General features: G+C 46.2%; 3 protein-coding genes and 1 tRNA gene. 3 read left to right on the forward strand and 1 reads right to left on the reverse strand.

Annotated elements, in window-relative coordinates; all coding sequences use genetic code 11:
* Positions 1-79: 79 nt before the first annotated feature.
* Together AC1WIP_RS14270 and AC1WIP_RS14275 are read left to right on the forward strand one after the other, a co-directional pair.
* The gene (locus AC1WIP_RS14270; protein WP_481142456.1) at positions 80-970 is read left to right on the forward strand and encodes a helix-turn-helix domain-containing protein; all 891 of its coding nucleotides are present in this window, start codon (positions 80-82) and stop codon (positions 968-970) included.
* Positions 971-1,064: 94 nt separating this feature from the next.
* Positions 1,065-1,146 (forward strand) — tRNA-Leu (locus tag AC1WIP_RS14275).
* 224 nt (positions 1,147-1,370) lie between these two features.
* Here AC1WIP_RS14275 and AC1WIP_RS14280 read toward each other — a convergent pair.
* On the reverse strand, positions 1,371-1,829 hold the full coding sequence (locus AC1WIP_RS14280; protein ID WP_481142457.1) for an Lrp/AsnC family transcriptional regulator: 459 nt from the start codon (positions 1,827-1,829) through the stop codon (positions 1,371-1,373).
* Between the two features lie 168 nt (positions 1,830-1,997).
* Here AC1WIP_RS14280 and AC1WIP_RS14285 point away from each other — a divergent pair.
* Positions 1,998-2,729 (forward strand): MATE family efflux transporter (locus tag AC1WIP_RS14285; RefSeq protein WP_481142458.1); only part of this gene is annotated, 732 nt, incomplete at its 3' end.

Genomic DNA, 2,729 nt, shown 5'->3' on the forward strand with positions numbered 1-2,729 from the left:
GTCCGTGACATTGTCCATAAAATAGGGTATTATATTTATAAATTGGTACGATAAAATAACCATCACACAGGAGTTTGCAATGCAAAAGCTTCCTCTTAAGAATCCTGAGCCCTATATCCGGTTTGTCAACAACTACAGACCCAACTATTCCTATGTGGAACAAAAACGTATCCTGTACGACCACGAGCTGATGTACGTCATGAACGGCTCGGTGGAAATGCACTATGGAGACAAAATATATCCTTTAAAAAAGGGGGATGTGTTTTACCTGGAACCAGGGGTTGAAAATTATATTGTGGTGAAGGAGGAATGGCATTTCCGCACCCACTGCATTCATTTTGACTGGCTTGCTCCTTTGCCGGAATATGACTTTACGGCGGAGGAGTTTTATATGCACTCGGTTCTCTCCTCCGATTACCACAGACGCCTGAAAAAAATCAAAGAGCGCCCTATCTATGTGCCCCAGGATTTTTCTCTGCCCAATTTTATGGGAAACGTGCCCTATGAGAGGCTTTCCTCTCTATTTGCCAAATGCTACCACGCCTTCTGCGGGAAGGATGCGCTCTCCCAGGTTAAGCTAAAATCTGCCTTCTGGGCGATTCTCTCAGAGCTCACAGACTGCTTTTGCGCAAAAACCCCTTCTCCCATGCACCCTAAAATTCTCTATGCCATGGATTATCTGCGGGCCAATTATACACAGCGCATCTCTGTGCCCCAGCTTGCAGAGAAGTGCTGTCTCTCTCCCAAATATTTCGGCGCCCTGTTCAAGGACGCAGCCGGTGTCAGTGTCAGCGAGTATGTTCTGAGGCTTCGGCTCTTTGCCGCAAAGGAAATGCTCTTGGGCACGGATATGAAGATAGAGGAGATTGCAGAAAGAACAGGGTTCCAAAATCCTTTTTATTTCTCAAAATGCTTCCGCCAGCAGGAAAAGCTGTCCCCATCTGAGTACCGCAGTCTTTTAAGGTCTTAGAAAGCAGCAGTCTGTCCATACGCTCCCCACAGCCCAAGCTTCAGAATTTCTTGACAAGGAGAACGCTTAGCAGTTATAATCAATAACGTGTTACGCGGATATGGCGGAATTGGCAGACGCGATAGATTTAGGTTCTATTGTCAGCAGACGTGCAGGTTCAAGTCCTGTTATCCGCATTTCATTCTGCTCCTTGTGTTTTGGTCCGGGCAGAGGTATAATAAGCTTGGCGTCAGTTCTGGGAGGAGTGCGGCTTGCCGTATCGCCAGTGTCTAGGTTCAAACTCGTAGATTATCCCGTAGAACACTCGGCGGCTGACGCTGCTAAAAATCGTCGTCTTTTATCTGCAGCTGCCATTTTCAGCAGCTGCAGTTTATTTTCTACTGCCGCAGCTTTTCTTTTTCTACAGCCGCAGTCCCTTGATATCCTTGATTCGGGAAAATATCATATTGCAGTTACATTCCAAAACCCCCGGAAGCTTGTCCATGGTGTTATAGATTAACTCCTCCATTTCTTCCCCGCATGAAGCCACTGCATGCACATGCAGCCTGCTCTTTCCCGTAACCCGGTAAATCTGCGTAATGGTATCCTGCTGTTTCAGCAGCTCTGCAACCTCCATCAGCCGGTCCGGCGTTGTTTCGATTTCAAAATAGCAGGAAACGGCTCCGCTAATTTTCTGGGGATTGATAATCGTTGTATATTCCTCGATAATCCCCTTTTTCTCAAGGGCCTGCACCCGCATTTTCACGGCTACACGCGAAATGCCAATCTGCTGCCCGATTTCTGAGTAAGACATTCTGGCATTCTGTATCAGAAGCCGCACAATCTTCTGATCCAGCTCATCAAGACCATCCAAAAACATAAAATGCCATCTCCCTTCCATTCCACACCTTATTTTCATCATTATACATTTTATTTTTTACACAAGTCAAGCAATCCGCAACTATGTCATTGACATTCTATTTTTTTCAGTCTAAAATAAATTACGAATGTTAATTTCAAAAATACAAAACGAAAGCTGTGGTGGAAAATGGAAGCTGAACTGACCAAAGGACCTGTTATGAAAACCATGCTGTGTTTTGCCATTCCCATGATTCTCGGGGATCTTCTACAGCAGTGCTATAATATCGCCGATACCTTGATTGTGGGACGGTTTCTGGGCGCGGATGCGCTGGCTGCTGTGGGAAGCGCATTTTCGCTGATGACCTTTCTGACCTCTATTCTGCTGGGACTTGCTATGGGAAGCGGAACCGTCTTTTCTATCCGTCTGGGCAGAAGGGACATTCTGGGACTCAAGGAGGGCATCCTGGCGTCCTTTACGCTTCTGGGCGTTGTTACCGTAATCATAAATCTGCTCATTTTCCTGGGAATCGACTGGATTATATGGGCGCTGCGCACCCCGGTGAGTCTGAAGGCTTTGATGCGGGAATATCTCATCGTGATTTTTGCAGGCATGATAGGCATTTTTCTCTATAACTTTTTTGCCTCTCTGCTGCGTTCCCTGGGCAATTCAACCACTCCCCTTGTTTTTCTTGCCATCTCAGCCGTATTAAACATCGTTCTGGATTTATGGTTTGTGGCAGGCTTAAACAGAGGGGTGGCAGGCGCCGCAGAGGCAACCGTTATCTCACAGTATGTTTCCGGAATCGGAATTGCTGTCTACACAAAAATAAAATTTCCTGAATTTTTGAAAAAAGATAAAAATGTCCGGCTCCGTTTAAGCCGCGTCAGGGAAATCACCAGCTTCTCCATGCTCACCTGT

The sequence above is a fragment of the Acetatifactor sp. genome (assembly GCF_982438285.1).